The sequence below is a fragment of the Blautia sp. AF19-1 genome, assembly GCF_003479155.1.
Taxonomy (GTDB): Bacteria; Bacillota; Clostridia; order Lachnospirales; family Lachnospiraceae; genus Fusicatenibacter; species Fusicatenibacter saccharivorans.
This window is the reverse complement of sequence record NZ_QUGQ01000013.1, coordinates 64,319-84,587: the sequence shown is the minus strand read 5'-3', so window position 1 is coordinate 84,587 and position 20,269 is coordinate 64,319. Positions and strand designations below refer to the sequence as shown.

19 protein-coding genes and 1 other RNA gene are annotated in these 20,269 nt (G+C 47.1%); 1 reads left to right on the top strand and 19 read right to left on the bottom strand.

Features of this window, described 5'->3' with window-relative positions; genetic code table 11:
* Nucleotides 1–26: 26 nt before the first annotated feature.
* From nadC to DWX26_RS10225, 4 genes are all read right to left on the bottom strand, one after another.
* Nucleotides 27–887 carry a carboxylating nicotinate-nucleotide diphosphorylase gene (nadC, locus tag DWX26_RS10240; RefSeq protein WP_118601370.1) on the bottom strand — a complete coding sequence of 287 codons (861 nt, stop codon included), beginning with the start codon at nt 885–887 and terminating at the stop codon, nt 27–29.
* A complete protein-coding gene (locus DWX26_RS10235; RefSeq protein WP_118601369.1) occupies nt 853–2,229 on the bottom strand; it encodes an L-aspartate oxidase in 1,377 nt (458 codons plus the stop codon). Before DWX26_RS10235 ends, nadC begins: the two co-directional genes overlap by 35 nt.
* A 40-nt stretch (nt 2,230–2,269) precedes the next feature.
* Complete coding sequence (gene nadA, locus DWX26_RS10230; RefSeq protein ID WP_118601368.1) at nt 2,270–3,178, bottom strand: quinolinate synthase NadA; 909 nt, start codon at nt 3,176–3,178, stop codon at nt 2,270–2,272.
* A gap of 380 nt (nt 3,179–3,558) precedes the next feature.
* Nucleotides 3,559–4,773: an AI-2E family transporter gene (locus tag DWX26_RS10225; protein ID WP_243002094.1), complete on the bottom strand. Its 1,215-nt coding sequence runs from the start codon at nt 4,771–4,773 to the stop codon at nt 3,559–3,561.
* 275 nt (nt 4,774–5,048) lie between these two features.
* Here DWX26_RS10225 and DWX26_RS10220 point away from each other — a divergent pair, with 275 nt between their 5' ends.
* Nucleotides 5,049–6,203, top strand: coding sequence for a DUF4317 domain-containing protein (locus tag DWX26_RS10220; protein ID WP_022462754.1), 1,155 nt, complete (start codon nt 5,049–5,051; stop codon nt 6,201–6,203).
* A 94-nt stretch (nt 6,204–6,297) separates the two neighbouring features.
* Here DWX26_RS10220 and DWX26_RS10215 read toward each other — a convergent pair whose 3' ends face one another.
* From DWX26_RS10215 to DWX26_RS10145, 15 genes are all read right to left on the bottom strand, one after another.
* Entirely contained in the window at nt 6,298–6,720 is a 423-nt protein-coding gene (locus DWX26_RS10215; protein ID WP_022462753.1) for a flavodoxin, read from the bottom strand.
* A 91-nt stretch (nt 6,721–6,811) separates the two neighbouring features.
* On the bottom strand, nt 6,812–7,366 hold the full coding sequence (locus tag DWX26_RS10210; protein ID WP_118601367.1) for a DUF3793 family protein: 555 nt from the start codon (nt 7,364–7,366) through the stop codon (nt 6,812–6,814).
* Nucleotides 7,367–7,384: 18 nt separating this feature from the next.
* Entirely contained in the window at nt 7,385–7,675 is a 291-nt protein-coding gene (locus tag DWX26_RS10205; RefSeq protein WP_022462751.1) for a DUF2325 domain-containing protein, read from the bottom strand.
* Between the two features lie 364 nt (nt 7,676–8,039).
* Entirely contained in the window at nt 8,040–10,127 is a 2,088-nt protein-coding gene (locus DWX26_RS10200) for a heavy metal translocating P-type ATPase (RefSeq protein ID WP_118601366.1), read from the bottom strand.
* A 97-nt stretch (nt 10,128–10,224) separates the two neighbouring features.
* Complete coding sequence (locus tag DWX26_RS10195) at nt 10,225–10,536, bottom strand: DUF6110 family protein (RefSeq protein WP_022462749.1); 312 nt, start codon at nt 10,534–10,536, stop codon at nt 10,225–10,227.
* Nucleotides 10,537–10,712: 176 nt separating this feature from the next.
* Nucleotides 10,713–11,168, bottom strand: a complete 456-nt coding sequence (locus DWX26_RS10190) for a transcriptional repressor (protein WP_022462748.1) — start codon at nt 11,166–11,168, stop codon at nt 10,713–10,715.
* A 33-nt stretch (nt 11,169–11,201) separates the two neighbouring features.
* Nucleotides 11,202–11,336 (bottom strand): FeoB-associated Cys-rich membrane protein, encoded by a 135-nt coding sequence (locus DWX26_RS10185; RefSeq protein ID WP_022462747.1) that lies wholly within the window; start codon nt 11,334–11,336, stop codon nt 11,202–11,204.
* Between the two features lie 97 nt (nt 11,337–11,433).
* The gene (gene feoB / locus DWX26_RS10180; protein ID WP_022462746.1) at nt 11,434–13,584 is read right to left on the bottom strand and encodes a ferrous iron transport protein B; all 2,151 of its coding nucleotides are present in this window, start codon (nt 13,582–13,584) and stop codon (nt 11,434–11,436) included.
* A gap of 115 nt (nt 13,585–13,699) precedes the next feature.
* Nucleotides 13,700–13,921: a FeoA family protein gene (locus tag DWX26_RS10175; protein ID WP_022462745.1), complete on the bottom strand. Its 222-nt coding sequence runs from the start codon at nt 13,919–13,921 to the stop codon at nt 13,700–13,702.
* Nucleotides 13,922–13,940: 19 nt separating this feature from the next.
* The gene (locus DWX26_RS10170; RefSeq protein ID WP_022462744.1) at nt 13,941–14,150 is read right to left on the bottom strand and encodes a FeoA family protein; all 210 of its coding nucleotides are present in this window, start codon (nt 14,148–14,150) and stop codon (nt 13,941–13,943) included.
* Between the two features lie 233 nt (nt 14,151–14,383).
* Entirely contained in the window at nt 14,384–16,558 is a 2,175-nt protein-coding gene (locus DWX26_RS10165; protein WP_118601365.1) for a M3 family oligoendopeptidase, read from the bottom strand.
* A gap of 16 nt (nt 16,559–16,574) precedes the next feature.
* A complete protein-coding gene (locus DWX26_RS10160; RefSeq protein WP_117510305.1) occupies nt 16,575–17,171 on the bottom strand; it encodes a Maf family protein in 597 nt (198 codons plus the stop codon).
* Nucleotides 17,172–17,353: 182 nt separating this feature from the next.
* Nucleotides 17,354–17,704, bottom strand: an RNA gene (rnpB, locus tag DWX26_RS10155) — RNase P RNA component class A.
* Nucleotides 17,705–17,795: 91 nt separating this feature from the next.
* Nucleotides 17,796–19,451, bottom strand: a complete 1,656-nt coding sequence (locus DWX26_RS10150; RefSeq protein WP_242998460.1) for a nucleoside kinase — start codon at nt 19,449–19,451, stop codon at nt 17,796–17,798.
* A 118-nt stretch (nt 19,452–19,569) separates the two neighbouring features.
* Complete coding sequence (locus tag DWX26_RS10145; protein WP_118601364.1) at nt 19,570–20,268, bottom strand: tRNA (adenine(22)-N(1))-methyltransferase; 699 nt, start codon at nt 20,266–20,268, stop codon at nt 19,570–19,572.
* Between the last annotated feature and the right edge of the window lies 1 nt (nt 20,269).

The following is a 20,269-nucleotide window of genomic DNA, read 5'->3' as shown; positions in this document are numbered from 1 at the left end:
TGTCTGCAAGGAAATACTTCTGGTTTTTATACTTGTTCTATCGGATGCAGATTTTTCAGTGATACATCGAGGATCGGTGCAGAATGGGTCAGCGCACCGCTGGAAACATAGTCTACGCCGGCATCAAGGATCGTGGCAATATTTTCTTTTGTCACATTTCCGGAGCACTCAGTTTTTGCTCTGCCGTTGATAACGGCTACCGCCTCTTTCATCTGCGCCGGAGTCATGTTGTCGAGCATGATAATATCGGCGCCTGCATCTGCTGCTTCACGAACCATATCGAGAGTTTCGCACTCAACTTCGATCTTGCGTACAAACGGAGCATAATCGCGTGCCATCTCGATCGCTTTTGTGACACTACCTGCGGCTCCAATATGATTGTCCTTTAATAAAACGCCGTCGGACAGATTGTAGCGGTGATTCTGGCCGCCACCGATTTTGACTGCATACTTTTCAAAAATACGCATATTCGGGGTTGTTTTTCTGGTGTCGAGAAGGGTTGTTTTGGAACCTTCGAGCAGCTTCGCAACGCTTCTCGTATACGTTGCGATTCCGCTCATCCGCTGCAGATAATTGAGCGCGGTTCTTTCACCGGACAGCAGAACGCGGATATCACCGTTTACCGTTGCCAGCAGATCGCCTTTTTTGACTTCATCGCCGTCTTTCACATACGGGATAATCTCGGTTTGCTCATCGAGCAAGGTAAATACTCTTGCAAAAACTTCCATACCGGCAATAACGCCGTCCTGTTTACAGAGCAGCTGTACCGTTCCCTGGCATGCTTTTGGCATCACGGCGTTTGTCGTTACATCCTCGCTGGAAATGTCCTCCTGCAGTGCAAGCAGCAGCAGATTATCCACATTTAGTGTTCTTGTGATTGGATTCATATTCGTCTTCCTTTCTGATCGCATCCCAGATGCTCTCTTTGCAGCGTTCTGCATATTCTTCCATATTCTGGTAATCTTCTTTTCTAATATCGTACCGTTTTTCCAGGAGCTTCCACTCGTCTTCGTCCGGCTCGCCCGCCGTTTCTCTGCGGCCTGCGTTCTCTGTAAGACCATCTGCGACCAATTCGGCAGCAATCTTCTTTGCCGCGCGCTCTGCAAATACCAGGCTCTCCAGCAGAGAATTGCTTGCCAGACGGTTTGCACCGTGCACGCCGTTGCAGCTCGTCTCACCTGCTGCATACAGATGATCCATCGTCGTTTCGCTATTGCTGTCTACCTTGACGCCGCCCATAAAGTAATGCTGTGCCGGTACAACCGGAATCGGTTCTTTCGTGATATCATATCCCTCTTCCAGGCATTTCTGGTAAATATTCGGGAACCGTTCTTTTACATCAAGCGGAATCGTTTTCATGGAAAGCCATACGTGCTTCGTGTGATCCTTTTCCATCTGGCGGTGAATCTCACGGGATACCACGTCACGCGGCTGCAGCTCATCGGTGAAACGCTCACCGTTTTTATCGAGCAAAACAGCGCCCTCTCCGCGGACAGATTCGGAAATCAGAAAACGGCGGCCTTTCTTTTGGGAATACAGCGTTGTTGGATGAATCTGTACGTAATTGACATTTTTCAGTGCTACGTTCCTGTGGATTGCAATTGCAAGTGCATCTCCGGTCAGATGCGGGAAGTTCGTAGAATTATCATAAATTCCGCCGATGCCGCCGCATGCCCAGATCACATCCCTGGCATAAACCGGAATCAGCTTTCCTTCTTCATCCCGGATCAGAACACCCTCGCAGACATTTTTGCCGGAAAGAATATCACACATTTCCGTGTGCGCAAGAAGCGTCACGTTCGGCAGCTTTTTTACCTGCGCGAGAAGCTTGCTCGTAATCTCCTTTCCGGTTACATCGTCGTGGAACAGGATTCGGTTGGTAGAATGTGCGCCTTCTTTCGTATAGCAGAGTTCTCCGTTCTCATCGCGGCGGAAATCCACACCCCAGGCGATGAGCTGATTGATAACATTTCGGGAAGAACGGATCATAATGTCGACGGATTCCGGCGTATTTTCGTAGTGCCCGGCATGCATCGTATCTTCATAGAACGCATCGTAATCGCTCTCGTTTTTCAGAACACAGATACCGCCCTGTGCGAGGAAGGAGTCGCTGTCCTCGGTATCTGCTTTTGTCATCATCAGAATATCGGCTTCCTGGGGCAGATGAAGTGCCGCAAAGCATCCTGCCACACCGCATCCTACAATCACTGCATCATAATACTTTTTCATTTCGTTTCCTCTTTTCCGCTTCTGCGTTCTGCTTATTTTGTTACTTTGCAAGCTCGAGCATTCTTAACAGCGGCGCATGTGCGTCTGAAATTTCCTGTTCGCTTAACAGAACTTCATTCTCCTCGTTTTCCAGTGCTTCTATTAATTTGTCCAATGTTACTTTTTTCATATTTGGACAGATCTGCGTATTTCCCACTGCATAAAACTTCTTATCCGGGCAGCGCTTTTTCAGCTCTGCGAAAACACCAAGCTCGGTTGCAACGAGAAACTCGGTATCTTTACTTGCCTCGGCATATTTGATGATGCCTGCGGTGCTTCCGACGTAATCGGCAAGTGCAACGACTTCACTTCTGCACTCCGGATGAACGAGAAGCTTTGCCTGCGGGCGCGCCTCCTTTGCAGCCTTTGCAGCTTCCGGACGGATGGCAGCATGTACGTGGCAGAAACCGTCATTTAAGATGATGTGTTTCTCCGGCACCTGCTCAGCCACATAGGTACCAAGATGCTCATCGGGGATAAAGAAGATGTCGTGGTTCGGCAGTTCTTTTACAATTTTCACTGCGTTGGAGGAGGTGACACAGACGTCGGAATGACTTTTTAATTCCGCGGTGGAATTGACATAGCATACGACAGCCACATCCGGGTACTCTTTCCGGACTTCCTCGATTTTTTCAATCGCTGCCATGTGAGCCATCGGGCAGTCGGCATGCAGATCCGGGAGCAGTACTTTTTTGCCCGGGTTTAAGATTTTGGCGCTCTCACCCATGAAACGAACGCCGCAGAGAACGATGACACTGGCATCCACTTTCGTCGCCATGTCGCTTAAGTAATACGAATCTCCGATGTAATCAGCAATTTCCTGCACTTCATCCGGCACGTAATAGTGTGCCATGATGACAGCGTTTTTTTCTTTCTTTAATGCTTCCAGCTTTTCTCTTCTGGTATCCATTGGTTTTGTTTCCTTCCTATTTTTACTATAACGATTCAGAACCCTGAATAGTGATATTTTTTTAACACTTTAGCGCTTAGTATACCACAACTTTTGTCATGTGACAAGACAGTTGTAATATCCATTGTCCATTTTTTTCCTGCCTTTTCCCTTCCCCGTGCTCTATAATAGGAAGTACTTGTCTAAGACATGAAAATCTGTGACGCAGTAATTCACGTTCTGCTGCGCTGAATTTTTGCATTATTTTCCGGGATTGCTATAAAAACACCCGGAAATTTGACGGTTGCATAATGATCTACAAAAAAAACGGCCACAATACCCATATTTACTGGGTTTGTAACCGTTTTATCACCATACAGCCGTCAAAGTACGGGATTCTATCATTTCACCTCTGATATGTCACTATTTACCATTTCTTCCGCCGTATCTTCTTCTATTTCTGTCTTTGTCACCTGTTTGATATGCTTTTTTTTCAGATGCAGATATACGAATTCCCGAAAAATAGTATAAAACACGGAAAGCAACGGAATGAAAACAAGCATACCTACAATTCCCATAAGATTTCCGCCGATCGTAACTGCTGCAAGAACCCAAATCGACGGAAGCCCTACAGACTCACCCACAACATGAGGATAGATCAGATTTCCCTCGATCTGCTGCAGCACCAGAAATACTATAATAAATAAAATTGCCTGTTTCGGATTTACCATAAAGATCAAAAAGCTTCCCACTGCACACCCGATGAAGGCTCCGAAAATCGGGATCAATGCCGTAAACGCAATTAAAACTCCAATCAAAAGTGCATATGGCATCCTCAAAATGCTCAATATCACAACAAACATACAGCCAAGGATCACGGCTTCCAGACACTGACCTGTAAGAAAATTTGCAAATGTCCGATAAGTCAGAGAGCAGACTTTAAGAAAAGCATCTGCTTTTTCCTTTGGAAGAAAAGCGAAAAATACTTTTCGAATCTGCACCTGCAGCGTTTCCTTCTGAAAAAGGACATAGCATGCAAAGGAAAATGCAACAAAAAAGGCTGCCAATCCACTAACTATGGAACCCACTGCTGACATTGTGATATTCATCATATTTCCTGCACCATTTCCAAGCAGGCTTATCCCCCACTTGATCGCCTGATCTGGATTAAACTGTACCTGATCTACAAGCTTCATGATTTCCTGGTTATTATGGGAAAACTCCCGGATCCAGCTTTGCATCTGCGGAATAAAATCAGCGATACTCATCATCAGGGTTCCTATTGTCCGCGTAAGCTGCGGAATCACACCAAACATCACCAGCACAATCACGCCAACCGCAAATACGATCGTGAGGAACAGGCTTATCGGTCTTGCCAGTTTTTCGACGATCTTATTTTCTTTTTTGGCCCTTCCAAAAATTTTCTTTTCCAAAAAGCTCATTGGCACGTTGGTCACAAATGCGATCGCTCCGCCAAGTACAAAGGGAAATACGATCCCCCATATTGCTTTCAACACATCAAGCACCACATTAAACTTCCACAGCGCGACCACAAGAAATGCTGTAAACACAATAAGTTCCCGGATTTTTTTTACAGATTTTTTACTTATATCCACTGTCATTCTCCTCTTTTTCTTAATTTCATGCGTATCCATTTAAGCAGCTGAATAATCGGAAGACTTGCAAACGCAAATTTTCAAACTTAAATTACTCCCCTTTATTAGACCTAATCGTATAACAGAATCGGTACCTCTGTCAAGATTTTTGAAATTATATTTAAAGTGTAAAAAGATATAGTCGCCATTTTCTTTCTTGCCTTTTCCCTTCCCTATGGTCTATAATAGAAAGTACTTGTCTAAGATACGAAATTGCTGATAAAGGAGCATTCTATATGAACAAAAAGGAAATTGCTGAAATTAAAAAACTGTTTACCCCATCCCACTGTGCGATCACGCGAATCTGCGGATGCTATGTGGATGCGGAAAAGAATATTAAGACAAAATTAAAAGAAGCGTTTCTCTCTCTCGAAGAGGAAGAAATGTTTAAATATTTTAAGATTTTTAAAAGCACCCTCTCCGGTACCATCGGAAAGAATCTGCTGAATATGGAGTTCCCGCTCTCCCAGGAAAGTGAGGGCGGCACACAGGAGTTTCTCTTAAAACTCCGCAACAGTGAGCTGAAGGACGAAGCACTGATTGATGAATTTTATGAAAAGGTAATGGCGGATTATCTCTATCCGGAAAACTACTATATTATTCTGATCCATGGTGCCTACGATGTACCGGGACGCGCTTCGGATAATCTGGATATGGACGATGCTTCCGATTACGTCTATGAATTTATCCTCTGCAGCATCTGCCCGGTAAAACTCGACAAACCGGGCCTCTGCTACAATGTGTCCCACAATACGATTGAAAACCGCGTGCAGGACTGGGTGGTCGGCGCACCGGAAAACGGTTTTCTCTTCCCGGCCTTCACAGACCGCAACACGGATATCCACAATCTGCTGTATTTCACGAAAAACGCAGAGATGGATCAGCCGGACTTTCTCGACCACTTCCTAGGCTGTCAGGCGCCACTCTCCGCGAAATCCCAGAAAGAAACGTTTCAGTCTATTATAGAAGAAACTCTCGATTCCGCCTGTGATTTTTCTACTGTTATGACCATTCAGGAGAACTTAAATACCATGATTGAAGAGCGGAAAGACGATCCGGAACCGGTGGTGCTCGATAAACACGAGGTAAAACGTCTGCTCGCCAGCAGCGGCGTACCGAATGAACAGCTTGACGAGTTCGACGAGAAGTACGAATCCATTGCGGATGAGAAAGCAAGCTTCGTTGCCTCGAACGTGGCCAGTACACGGAACTACGAGATCCGCACCCCGGATGTTATCATCAAAGTCAGCCCGGAAAAGGCCCAGCTCATCGAAACCCGTACGATCGACGGAACACCGTATATTCTGATCGAGGCAGCCGATGAAGTGGAAATCAACGGAATTCTTTTAAAACCGTCACGGCCATCCGATGCGGATGATACCGAATTTTAACAGCCAAATGACAGCGAGTCTTTCTCATTGTCCGAAAAAAAAAGCGGCAGTCCCAGACAAAAGGGCTGCCGCTTTTTCTTCCTTTTATTTATGCTTAGCAGAGTGCTTTTCCAAGTGCAATGCATGCTGCCTCAGCTTCATCATCTGGCGCGTCTGCGCAGATCACGCTGTCGCATACCAGCTCGGCGCCATCATTTTTGCAGCTTTCTTCCCAGGTGCGCATCCACTCGCCGTCTCCCCATCCATAGGAACCGAACAGAGCGATTTTCTTTCCGGAGAGTTTGGATTCACATGCGGAGAACATTGGCTCGAACTCGGTATCTTCCAGCTCTTCTGCCCCCATAGCCGGGCATCCGAAAGCGATTGCATCGTATGCATCTACATCATCCGCAGAGAAATCTGCGCAAGTCAGAACAGAAACTTCTGCGCCTGCCTCTTTTGCTCCCTCTGCTACTTTCTGTGCCATCATTTCTGTGTTGCCGGTTCCACTCCAATAAACTACTGCTACTTTGCTCATGTTTCAAATCCTTCTTTCTTTATTTTCTGATTCCGGGGGATTTTTCTTTCCCCGATCCTACTGCCCTTTTTATGGTATGCAGGATTTTATGTTAAACAGCTACGGTGAGCTGTAAAACGCTTCTTCCCTGCTTCCAGAGACGCAGATACACGTTTCTGCATTTCTGATAGCGCTGAAATGTTTTCTGTGTTTCGCACTCATTGCAATAGACCTTCCAGCATCCCTTGCATTTATAATTGTGGCCTTTGTTCTCAATAAAACCGATCACATCACCGAGCGGATAGTTGAGAAACACACCGATCTCATGCGGAAATCCTTCTTTACACTCTACTACCCGGGTTTTCAGGCGATTCAGTGCATAGGCAATGTCTGTATTTTCATATCCATAGGATTTTAAAAACGCTGCATTCTCCGGATTTTCCAGCTCCTTCTGGAGAAGCCCTTCACGGTACACATAGACCAGTGCTCTCGTCTCATGCTCCCGCAATACAAAGATGTGAATTCCTTTTGGTTCCAGACAGGCACTCCAGTATGAAATCTGATCTTCCAGTTCTTCTTTGGATGAAAATGTCATATTACATAAATTTGCGGCTTTGATGGAAGCCAGCGTTGCCGAACAGTGTTCGATCAGAAATCTCTCAATCATGCCTTTTACGTCTCCTTCTTACATTGCTGCTGCGCAGTGCTCATCTAATACCGAGCGAAGTGCGGTGGCACTGCTGGTATGGATTCTTGCGATCGGAATATTGTTTTTCTTTGCTTCCTGGGAAGCAGTGATGACCATTTTGTGGGATACGGTGTTGGTAAAGAGAATCATCAGATCCGGATTCCCAATTTTTTTCTTAACGGAGCCATGCTCTTTCGGGAACACCTTTGCTTTACATCCATAGTCTTTACAGATATCTGTATATTGACACACCATTCTTTCATTTCCACCGATAATTACGACACTCATCTTCTCTACCTGCCTTTCTGTTGTTATCTTATGCTACTTGAAATTAGTTTATTCTAACTCCTGTGTTTTAAGAAAGAATCCATCTACCGGGATCCCGTATAATTTTTGGTTTTATCCGTTGTACTTTAGTTAGCTACATCTAACTGTTGGGTATATCATACCGTTTTTGTCGGATTTTGTCAAGGATATCCTGCAAATTTTTCCGGCTTTTCTTGAGAAAATTGTATCATTTTCTTTTTCACATCACACTGGTGAAAGAATATTCGCAATGGAAGCAGAGACTTTCCCTGCTTTTGTTAAAAAGCCGCTGGAATCTTAAGAAGAAGACTCCAGCGGCTTTCCCGTTGCTATTCTGTTCTGTTTTTTATACCGGCTCGTCCAGCAGGTTACCCATACTCTTTAAGCCAATGTAAAGAGTAGATGTATTGTGAAGCAGTGCGGAAGTGGTTGGCTGTAAAATGCCGCCCACGCCGAGCAGAATCAGTCCGGCATTGAACGTAACGATAAAGCGGTAATTCTTATGAATCCGTTTCATCAGACGGTTGCTCAGCATACGAAGCACCAGAATTTCTGCCAGATCGTCTGCGGCAACGGTGATATCCGCGATCTCACGCGCAATCTCTGCGCCCTCGCTGATGGCGATTCCAACGTCTGCGGCAGAAAGTGCCGGTGAATCGTTAATACCGTCACCGATCATAATGACTTTACGTCCCTCTGCTTTTTCTTTCTCCACAAAGTTTGCCTTATCCTCCGGCAGTACCTCAGCATAGTACTCGTCCACGCCGACCTTCTTCGCGATCGCTTTTGCCGTGCGCTCGCTGTCTCCGGTCATCATGACGATCTTTTTCAGACCTGCTTTTTTCAGCTGACGGATAATTTCGGCCGCCTCCGGACGAAGCGGATCCTCAATGCAGATAACTGCTGCAAGTACACCTTCTAAGGCAAGATAGAGATGAGAATACTCCTCCGGCAGATGACGGAACTTCTCTTCCATTCCTTCCGGAATGATACTGTTCTCATCCTCAAATACGAAGTGATAACTTCCAATAATCGCTTTTTCGCCATTGATCGTTGTAGAAATACCGTGTGCAACGATATATTCTACTTTGGAGTGCATCTCCTCGTGATCCAGATATTTCTCTTTTGCCGCGTCTACTACGGCTTTTGCCATGGAATGCGGAAAATGCTCTTCCAGGCAGGCTGCGATGCGCAGAAGCTCATCCGGGCTCTTTGTTTCGCTGAAGGATACCACCTCTGCTACGGTCGGCTGCGCTTTTGTCAGTGTTCCGGTCTTATCGAAAACGATCGTATCCGCTTCCGCCACAGCCTCCAGGAATTTACCGCCCTTTACGGTGATCTTGTGCTGGTTTGCCTCGCGGATTGCAGAGAGAACGGAAATAGGCATGGCAAGTTTTAACGCGCAGGAGAAGTCTACCATCAGAATAGAAAGTGCTTTCGTTGCATTTCTGGTCAGAAGATACGTCAACGCCGTTCCGCCAAGGGAATACGGTACAAGACGGTCTGCCAGATGCTCTGCCTTGCTCTCCAGTCCGGATTTCAGTTTCTCGGACTCTTCGATCATCGCGGTAATCTTCTCGTAACGGCTGGATCCGCCGGTCTGCTTCACAAGAATGGTAAGCTCGCCCTCCTCAAGAACCGTTCCCGCATAGACAACGGAACCTAAGGTACGGCGTACCGGAACAGATTCTCCGGTCAGAGAAGCCTGGTTTACCATACCCTCGCCGTTGGATACCTCGCCGTCGAATGGAATCAGATTTCCCATATGTACGACAATCTCGTCGCCCGCAACAATTTTTTCAGACGGAACGAGAATTTCCTGGCCGTCTTTTTTCAGCCATACCTTTCCGACGTTCAGCGACATGCTGCGTGCCAGATCTCCGACGGATTTTTTATGCGTCCATTCCTCAAGCAGCTCTCCTACGCCGAGCAGGAACATGACAGAGCCTGCGGTTCCATAGTCGCCGCGGAGCATCGAAACACCGATTGCGGTTGCATCAAGAACCGGAACTTCGATCTTTCCCTGTGCCAGTGTCTGGATTCCTTTCCAGATATATTTTACGGAAACAACCGTAGTATAGATGGCACGGATCGGTGCCGGAAGAAGCCATTTTCTTCCAAAGTGGTAAATCACTTTGCTGATCAGCTTTTCCTGATATTCGTTGTTTAACGCTCTGCCGGAGCTCTCAAGCAGTCCGGTCGGCAGCTCTACTTCCTCGTAGTGGAAGAGCTGTATCATCCGAATCACAGCGGCTCGTTCTCCCTCGTAACAGATCACGGCATCGCCGGTTCTGTCATATACCTTCGCGAAAGATACCTGGTTCTGATTCTGCAGATAGTACAGCAGTGTCTCTGCCTGTACGGAGGACATGCGCTTCTGTGCCAGATGGATTCGGATTCTGCCTCTGCTTTCGTGTTTAATATAAAATTTCAAATCTTATGCCTCCTAGAAAAACACCTGCAGAGAATTCTGCAGGCGTTTTGTTTTTTCCGTATGAATACGACGTAAATCAGATGTTGCTGTGTACAGCTTATGCCTCAACCGTATCCTCTGCTTCTGCTTCAACAGCTTCCTCTGCTGTCTCTTCAGCTACATCCTCTACTGCCTCTTCTGCTGCTTCACGCTCTTCGTTGATCTGTTTTGCGTCAGCATAGATGTCCTCCGCATTCTCCTGGATGGTCGTTACCGTATCCATAACAACTTTCTTTGCACGAAGAACAGCTGCGGTGCAGTTGGTGTAAAGTTTTTTCGCATCCTTGCTGGACAGTGCTTTGATACCTGCTGTTCCGAATAATACTCCTGCTGCGAAAAGTCCTGGATGTTTTAAATCTTTGATTGTCATATTACATTTCCTCCTATTGTTAAAATAAATTTTTCCTGAATTTTACATCTTCCCCCGCTGTGGTTCACAGTATAGCACTCACCTGCTCGGTTAGACAATACGTACAGTTCTTTTTGATAATTATTTTCATTAAAACAGGGAAAACGGAAGGAATTTTCACCCGTTTTCCCCGTTTTTCAGCCTTCCACCGCTGAAACAATCACATTTTCAATATCCTGATTCTGAATATAGCCCTTTGCCTTCAGTCCGGATTTCATCACGTCCATCCACATCTCTCCGCTTAAGCGGCAGATGGTATGATCGCTCAGTTCTACGGTACAGCCCTGATCTTTGAAGCATTCTTCTCCACAGGCAATCTTGTAAAAATTTTTGCGGCTGATTGCACCGATGCTCTCCAGTGTATTCACCATGCGATACACCGTAGCAGGCCCGATGCTGCTGTCTTTCTGCAGAGCTTTATAGTAAATTTCTTTACAGCAGGAGCACTCCTCTTCCAGGATAATATCGAGCAGAATCCGTCTCTGTCTGGTTATTCTGCATCCCTGTTCCCGGAGCTTCTGAATAATCAGTTCTCGCTTCATCTGTGTTCTGTGATAATTTCTGGCTTCATGCTTTGTCTGTTCCTGCGGCATACGTTCTACCTCCTGATGATGATTCCTGTCCTGTCAGTCGCAATGTCCCTTGCACTGCCCGCAGTTACCACCACAGCTTCCCTTGCCACTTTTTTTATCTTTAATCATACTGCGTACTGCAAGTCCTACCAGACCAACAACGACTACAAGTGTGATAAAAGTTCCCATAGAAACAACTCCTTTCTTTTCAAAAGAGTCCGCATCCTGCAGCGGATGCCGGATACGGACTCTTCATCAGATACATGTTCTCTATCTGTCACAGCAATTATTTGCTGAACATTTTGTTGGTGGAAACGCTCAGAGTTGCGCTCTCTTTGTAAGGTCTTACCAGCAGATATACAAATCCAATGATGAGCAGAACAGCAACTACCGTTCCGATTCCAAAACCGCCGCCGATGAACAGGTTACCGATCTGATAAATGCACAGGGATACAACATAGGCAAGCAGTGTCTGATATCCGATTGCAGTAAAAAACCATTTGGTATTGTTCATCTCACGTTTGATTGCACCCATTGCTGCGAAGCACGGTGCGCACAGAAGGTTGAATACCAGGAAGGAATAAGCTGCTACCGTAGATAAGCTTCCTGCGAGCTGTCCCCAGATCTCGGCACCGTCTTCTGCAACTTCACCAAAGCCGAACAGGATACCGAAGGTACCAACAACGTTCTCTTTTGCGATCAATCCGGAAACAGCTGCAACAGCCATCTTCCAGTCGCCCCATCCAAGAGGTGCAAACAGAGGAGCGATCACGCTTCCGATGGAAGCCAGGATACTGTCATTTAACTGCTCAGCTTCCAGCATTCCGAAGGATCCGTCAACCCATCCGAAGTTCATCAGGAACCACAGAACGATGGTAGACATCAGGATGATCGTACCGGCTTTTTTGATGAAAGACCAGCCACGCTCCCACATGCTGCGGAGAACGTTGCTTACCGTCGGCCAGTGGTAAGCCGGAAGCTCCATAACAAACGGAGCCGGATCGCCAGCGAACAGTTTTGTTTTTTTCAGGATGATACCGGAGCAGATGATTGCTGCGATACCAACGAAGTAAGCACTTGGTGCAACCCAGGAAGCTCCATTAAACAGAGCGCCTGCGATCAGGGCGATGATTGGAAGTTTTGCTCCACAAGGTACAAACGTTGTTGTCATGATGGTCATTTTACGGTCACGGTCATTCTCGATGGTACGGGAAGCCATGATACCAGGAACACCGCAACCACTTCCGATCAGCATCGGAATGAAGGATTTTCCGGAAAGTCCAAATTTACGGAAGATACGGTCCATGATGAATGCAACACGCGCCATGTAACCGCAGGACTCCAGAAATGCCAGGAACAGGAACAGTACCAGCATCTGCGGTACGAATCCAAGTACGGCACCAACACCGGCAACAATACCATCCAGGATCAGACCCTGCAGCCAGTCAGCGCAGTGGATCGCGTTCAGCAGATTTTCAATGGCCGGCGGAATGATCTCTCCAAAGAGTACATCGTTGGTCCAGTCCGTTACAAAAGTACCTACTGTTGTGACAGATACATAATATACAACCCACATAACAACTGCAAAGATCGGAAGTGCCAGCCAGCGGTTAGTTACGATCCGGTCGATCTTATCCGATGTTGTCATGGCGTTTTTCTTGTTCTTTGTGACACAGTCACCGATGATGCTGGAAATATAAACGTAACGCTCGTTTGTAATAATACTCTCGGTATCGTCATCAAATTTGTCTTCCAGCTGTTTGATCTCGGCAGATACATCCGGAACGGATTTCATCTGCTCTGTGATCTTATCATCTTTCTCCAGAAGTTTGATTGCAAAGAAGCGTTTCTGCTCATTTACAATATCACTTCCGAGTTTGCTCTCAACGGTGCGGATGACTGCCTCCACATCCTTGTCAAACTCATGAACCGGTACAGCAGCACCTTTTTTCTGTGCAATCTGCACTGCTTTATCAGCAGCTTCTTTGATTCCGGTTCCTTTCAGCGCAGAGATGGTTACAACTTCACAGCCCAGCTTTTTCGCCAGTTTGTCGATATGTATTTTGTCTCCGTTCTTTTCAACAATATCCATCATATTGACAGCCATGATCACCGGAATACCAAGTTCCATGATCTGTGTGGACAGATACAGGTTACGCTCAATGTTGGTACCATCTACGATGTTCAGAATCGCATCTGGTCTTTCATTAATCAGGTAATTTCTGGCTACCACTTCCTCCAGTGTATACGGAGATAAAGAATAGATACCCGGAAGGTCCATGATGGTGACATCTTTGTGGCCTTTGAGCTTTCCTTCTTTTTTCTCGACGGTTACACCTGGCCAGTTTCCTACGAACTGGTTGGAGCCTGTCAGTGCATTGAACAATGTTGTCTTACCGCAGTTCGGGTTTCCTGCGAGTGCAATCTTAATTGCCATTTTTTCCATGCCCCTCTTTCTTTGATTTTTACTGATTTTAATAACTTCACAAGCCTTACCAATATTGGCTACAGCTTGCTTTTGTTAGCATCCGCTAACAAGCAGACAAAAAAATTTACTCTACTTCAATCATTTCGGCATCTGCTTTTCTTAAGGATAATTCGTATCCTCTGACGGTTACTTCGACCGGATCGCCGAGCGGAGCAACTTTGCGCACGAATACGTCAACACCCTTGGTGATTCCCATATCCATGATTCTTCTTTTGACCGGACCGGAACCGTTGAGTTTTACAACTTTAACGGTTTCTCCTACGGAAGTCTCTTTTAAAGTCTTCATCTTCTCTCCTTCTTTCCTATCAAATCAGGATTTTGGCTGCCATATCTTTTCCAACGGCTACCCTGGAATCTTTCACATTCACGATGAGATTGCCGTCGATTTCCGATACGACTGTCACGTTTCCGCCAACGACGAAGCCAAGATTTTCAAGAAATCTTCTGGTCTCTTCTTTTCCGCCAACTTTTCTGATTGTGTAACATTCGCCTGGATTTGCCATCGTTAAAGGCATAGTCAATTACCTCCTGTGTATGATAATGAGTTTCATCTCTATTTCAGTTGTTAGTATATGCTAACGTACGTTAGATGTCAACTGCTTTTTTACTATTTTTTTGTATTTTTTTCTGAAATTTACTCCGTTACTGAGAAAAAGCCTTCGTTAAGGGCCCTGTTTTTTTGAAAAATAAGGCAGAACAGAGAAATTTCGTATCTCCCTGTTCTGCCCTTTTTGCTTTCCATTTTTTTTTAGAAACGGTACATCATCTTATGCCATTTTGCACCGCCATGTGTCGAGTCGGAAAGTTCAATATATTCGTATCCGATCCTTTTGTAGAATGGAATCATATGATCCTTGCACGTAAGAACAACGGCTTTTTTGTCACGCTCTCCTGCGCTTTTTACCATATGACGCATCAGTGCTTCTCCAATGCCCTGTTTCTGGAACTTCGGATTGACGTCCAGTCCGAAAATCATCTGATAATCACCGTCCGGGTTGTGCAGCGTGGCGTCATGGTAGAGTGCATCCGCCAGATAATCGGTATCCGCACAGCAGCCATTGCAGAAGCCTGCGATTTCGCCGTCTTCAGTTTCCGCTACAAAAAAGCTGTTTTTGCAGGTTTTGTACCGCTCCATGAAGTCTTCATAACCTGCCGCCTCGGCAGCCGGGAAACATAGCGCCTCCACCTCGGCTACCTTTTTCAGATCTTCCTCTTTTACCGGACGGATCGTATACTTTACTTTTCGTTTTAAATAGGGCTTCAGTCCCGCAACGACTTCTTCCACCGTTCCATCCACGAACGGATTCTTCAGTCCGGCCAGCTCCAGCAGTGCAAAATATCCCTTGCTTCCGCCTGCCTGGCAGAGACGGTAATAATCGCCCCACGCCTTTTCCGGCTCTTTTTTGGAACGCTCAAAGAACTGGAAAGCACAGATCTGTGCCAGCGCATAATCAATATAATAGAACGGGTTCACAAAGATATGCTGCTTCTGCATCCAGAAACCGCCCTCCTCGAGGAACTTGTGGCCGTCATAATTTCTCCATGGCATATAGGTCAGCTCTAACTGATGCCAGATCGCACGGCGCTCCTTGGCCGTCATGCCGATATTTTCAAATACCTTATGCTGGAACTCATCCACACATACCATGTACGGAATCACTTCCAGCGCGCTCATCAGGTGCGCATAACGGTAATCATCTGCTTTCTCTCCAAAGAATGCATTCATCCAGGGGTATGCGAAATGCTCCATTGTCATCGAGTGAATCTCCGCCACCTCGCTTGTCGGGAATACCATATCCATAAACGGAATCTGTTTTGCCGCCGTATAAGCCTCGAATGCATGGCCCGCCTCATGAGTCAGAACATCAACGTCCGCGCTCGTACCATTAAAGTTGGAGAAGATGAACGGCGCCTTGAACGTATTCAGAAATGTGCAGTAACCGCCTGTCTGTTTTCCCGGCTTCGTCTCCAGGTCAAACAGCTCATGCTCCACCATAAAATCAAAGAACTCACCCGTCTCTTTCGACAGCTCATGGTACATCTTCTGCGCCTTCGCAACCAGTTCCTCCGTCGTTCCTTCCGGAACCGCATTTCCTTCCGGGAAAATCAGCTCCTCATCGTAATAATGCAGCCGGTCCACTCTAAGCCGTTTCTCCTGCTCCTTCCGAAGCTCCAGGCAGAGCGGTACAATCTTCTCCTTCACCTGCGCACGGAACTTTGCAACATCCTCCGCCGTATAATCGTATCTTCCATAGCTCAGGTAAATAAATTCAATGTAAGAAGAAAATCCCAGCTTCTTCGCAATTTTATCGCGCAGCGGAACCATCTTGTCATACAGCGCATCCAGCTCCCCGGAAATCTCTTCATACAAATCTCCCCATGCCGTCATCGCCTCTTTCCGCATCTGGCGGTCCGTACTCTGCATCGCCTTCAGCAGTCCATAAAAATTACACGTTTCGCCCTTAAATTCCGTCGAAGCATTCGCCGTAATTTTACTGTACTGCTGCGTCAGATTCGCCTCTTCGATCAGATCCTCCACGATACAGTCGTCCGCTAATTTTTGGCCAACCTCCATATTCTTCACAAAAAATTCCCCGAACTCCTCTGCAAACTCTTTGATAAACGGAGACTCCAGAATCACCTTCTCTGCCTTTTGTATCAGCAGATGGATCGCCGGAATCGTCTCATTCCAGAACTGAACCTCTCCTTCATAAAACGAATCTCTGGTGTCCACCGTATATCTTACCTGCGCCACTTCCGCCATTGTCGCCCAGGCATCCTCGCGCGTTTTTTCTTCCATAAAAAGTCCGCGCAGCTCCTCATATGATTTTGCCTCTTTGAGCGCCTTCGTATACGCTCTTACTTTTTCCTGCTCTGCCTCCATGTCCGGCCTTACGTATTCAATTTCCGAAAACTTTTTCATCTTCTCTTACCTCCTTCTATTCCAGAACGCCCAGATTTTTCAACTCATGATAAACCCGGGACGCCGGCAGTCCCATCACATTATAATAGTCTCCCTGGATTCCTTTCACAAACTTTGTCCCAAACACCGTCTGAATTCCGTATCCTCCAGCCTTATCCGACCACACAGGAGCCTCCCCCTCTTTCTCAAGAGCAAGATACCCGTTTATCTCCTCCTCTGTCATCGCATAAAACTCTACATCTGTACGGTCACAGAACGATACCACACGCTTTGCGTCCCCCTCTGTTACCGCAATCGTAACTCCAGTATACACCTGATGCACCCTTCCCTGCAACTGCTGCATCATGCTTCTGGCATGTTCTATCCCTTTCGGCTTGCCAAGGATCTCCCCTTCAAAAGCCACAACCGTATCCGCCCCGATCACAACGGCATCCCCTTCGGTAATCTCCGCAACATCCAGACATTTCAGCCGTGAAAGCTCCTCCACAACCTTCTCCGGTTCCGCAGACGTCACAACTTCTTCCGCCCCTGAAGCCTGAACCTTACACCGTATTCCCAACATCTCCATCAACTCTCTTCTTCTGGGTGACCCCGAAGCCAATATCACTTTCATCCTGCTGTCTCCTTTATTTTTTCTTTCATGACATGCATTTTTTTCACACCATGCAGCGGTCCGCGGGAATGTGCGGCTTGCGCCAGATGGCCGGATAAAATAAGTACGCCGGGAACAAACACAATCCACTCGTGTCCGTTCCCGGCGTACTTATTTTATCCAGATGCCTGAATTTCCGTCTTATGCAAAGCAAAACGATAAGCCGGGTTATGTCGTGTGTAATCATCTATCCAATGGAACTGTCGCCAGTCCCCTTAAGCGACCCACCTGAAAACATGACGGGCAGCCATATACGTTTTCTATTCGGTCTTGCTTCGGATGGGGTTTACATGGCTTTCTCTGTTACCAGAGAAACGGTAGTCTCTTACACTGCCTTTCCACCCTTACCAGGAAAAACCTGGCGGTATCTCTCTGTTGCACTATCCCTGGAGTCGCCTCCGCCGGACGTTATCCGGCATCCTGCCCTGCGAAGCCCGGACTTTCCTCACCTGGCCCCTTTCGGTCCTGCCAGCCGCGATTACATATCTTACTTTGTCAAAAACGGAACATCAGACAGTTAATAATCATATCACAAACTTTCTCTGTTGTCCATCCCCCAAATCACAGATCCCGCAAAGCAGCCTCTCATACATCAAAACAGCTTCCGCCCACAAACTCCCGCAGAATCGAATTCTTTGGAATATCCTCAATCGGCACTCCGACAAAATAATCCAAAAACTTCAGCAGCCGCTTTGCTTCCTGGTACTCCGGCTCTCCCTCCTCAATCTGGAACAAAAGCGGCTCCGCATACAGCTTCAGCACCGAAAGCTCATACACCAGCGCTGAATTGAACATCACATCCGCCTTCTCCTGATTCGGGAAAATATTACGATCTTCCCCGCGGCGCACCGACGGCCACATCGCAATCGTCTCCTTCGCCGATGTCGCCCGTGTCCGGCTGTCACGCACCATACGCCGGATCAGCCGGCCGTCCGTCGTTGGAATCCGGTTGTGCTCATCCACATTGATCTGCGTCAGCGCACTGATATAAATCCGGAATTTACTTTCCGAAGGAAGCGACCATGTCAGTTTTTCATTCAGCCCGTGAATCCCCTCCAGCACCAGCACATCCGTCTCCTTCATCTGAATAAAATTCCCCTTGTACTCGCGCTTGCCCGTCTTAAAATTAAAATACGGCAGTTCCACACGCTCTCCGTTCAAAAGTGCTGTCATATCCCGATTCAAAAGCTCGATATCCAGTGCTTCCAGGCATTCAAAATCATAATCGCCGTTTTCATCCCGCGGCGTATCTACCCGGTTCACATAGTAATTATCAAGGCTGATCGGATGCGGCGTCAGACCATGCGCTGAAAGCTGGATGGAAAGCCGGTTGCAGAACGTTGTCTTTCCGGAGGAAGACGGACCCGCAATCAGCACAAATTTAACCTGCTTTCTTTCCGCAATCTGCTCCGCAATCTTCGCAATCTTCTGCTCCTGCAGCGCCTCCGCAATCAGCATCATCTGCTGAATATTGCCCTTCGTGATGCGTTCATTTAAGTCGGCAACCGTGGAAATTCCCATCTGCTCACCCCAGCGCTCCGATTCCCGCTGCACCTGGAACACCTTCGGGGAGAGATTCGCCGCCGGCACCGTCTCCGGCGCCTTTTTCTCCGGCATCTGCAGCACAAAGCCGTCATCGTATAAATAGAGATCAAAATACTTCAGATAACTCGTATCATACGTCATAAATCCATAATAATAGTCTTCAAAATCCCCGAGACTGTACAGATTCACACGGGAGACACGGCGGTAACGGAACAAGCGGTCTTTATCCGTCATGCCATGCAGCCGGAACCGTTCTCTCGCCTCGTGCGTATCGACACTCCGCTTATAAATCGGCACCGCCTTTTCCACCTGTTCATGCATATACGCTTTTACTTCGTCCAAAAACGCCTGATTCAGCGTGATATCGCCGTCCACCGTATAGAAAAAGCCCGAACCCGCCGAAAAATGCAGCATCACATGACGGATCTTATCGTAGCCGCCCACATGGTATACTGCTTTGACCAGCAAAAGGGAAAGACTTCTCTGATACGTTTTATGTCCGATCTCATCCTTCGTCGTCACAAATTCCAGTTCACAGTCTTTTTTCAGCTGCTTGTGCAGCTCCCTCAGCCGTCCGTCCACCTTCACCAGGACAATCGGAGCATCCATCGTTTTCTCAAAATCTTTTGCAATCTCATAATAAGAGCAATTTTCCGGATATTCATATTTCTTTCCATCAATTGTTACCTGAATCACTTGTAATTCCTCCTTTTTGCAAAACTTTCTGAAAATTCAGAAGTAAAAACGAAGGCGCGCCCGAAAATTATAAAACCTGAAATTTTCAGACACGCCTCCTCATGATAAAACGCTGTCGTTACATCGTATGGAACCGCGCAAGCGCAGATTCCAGTATTGCCTCTTTTTCTTTTAATTCACAAAGCCTCTGTGTCGCCTTCTCCCCCGGATTGCCAGAGAGCTGGCCGATCAGCATTCTGTTCTGGTTCTGCTGCTTCTGCAGATATTCCAACAGCACCGGATTCTGGTTTTCCAGAAGGCGCGGTCCATAGAAAAGCTCCTCCGCCTTCAGATTCTCCTTTTCCCCTGGCACTGCCCGCAGAATCGGATAATATTTTCCATCCTCCTCTACAAAATTCTCCTGTGCAAGGAAAAATCCGTGTTCCAGAAGCCATGCACGCACGCGGTCGATATCCGACTGCGGCTCCAGGATCAGCTCCCGAAAACCGGACAGCAGCGGCTCACCTTCGCTTAAAATTCTTATGGTAAGCCCGCCGCCCATGCCCGCGATGAGAAGAGAATCACCCTCTCCCGCACGCAGGGCATGGAGTCCGTCGGAAAGTCTTGTTTCTATGTAGTCCCCCATCTGGTACTGCGCAATATGCTCCCTGGCCCGCTCCAGCGGTCCGCGGTTCACATCCATGGCGATTGCGGAGGAAATCTTCTTCTGTTCCAGCAGCGCAATCGGCACATAGCCGTGATCTGTTCCCACATCGACCAGGCAGCCGCCCGGGGTGACAAACTCCGCTACCGCGGAAAGTCTTTTTGATAACTGCATG